This is a genomic window from Cedecea sp. B1(4) (assembly GCF_059414925.1).
Genome location: NZ_JCAHMZ010000179.1, coordinates 1 through 316 on the forward strand (window position 1 = coordinate 1; position 316 = coordinate 316).

General features: G+C 71.8%; 1 pseudogene. It reads right to left on the reverse strand.

Annotated elements, in window-relative coordinates:
- Window positions 1-316: pseudogene (locus tag ACR6JA_RS22535) on the reverse strand (nitric-oxide reductase large subunit); the annotation flags it as partial.

Genomic DNA, 316 nt, shown 5'->3' on the forward strand with positions numbered 1-316 from the left:
GGCGCGTCCAGCTGGCCATAATCGCGGCCATGGGCGTCGCGCGCGGCCAGGTCGAGCCAGGCCATCAGCTCGCGGTGCAGCCAGTCTGCGGTCCAGTCGGGCGCCTGGTAGGCGCCGTGGCCCCAGATCGAGCCCAGCTGCATGCCGCCGATCGACTGCCAGGCGGTCTGGCCGTCGAGGATGTCGTCGCGGCCGAACAGGCGCGCGCCCTCGGCGCAGGCGACCACCTGCGGAATCGGCGGCGCCTGGCGGTAGACTTCGCCGCCATAGTAGCCGAGCAATGCGAACGTGACCGCCAGCACGGCGATCAGCGTGA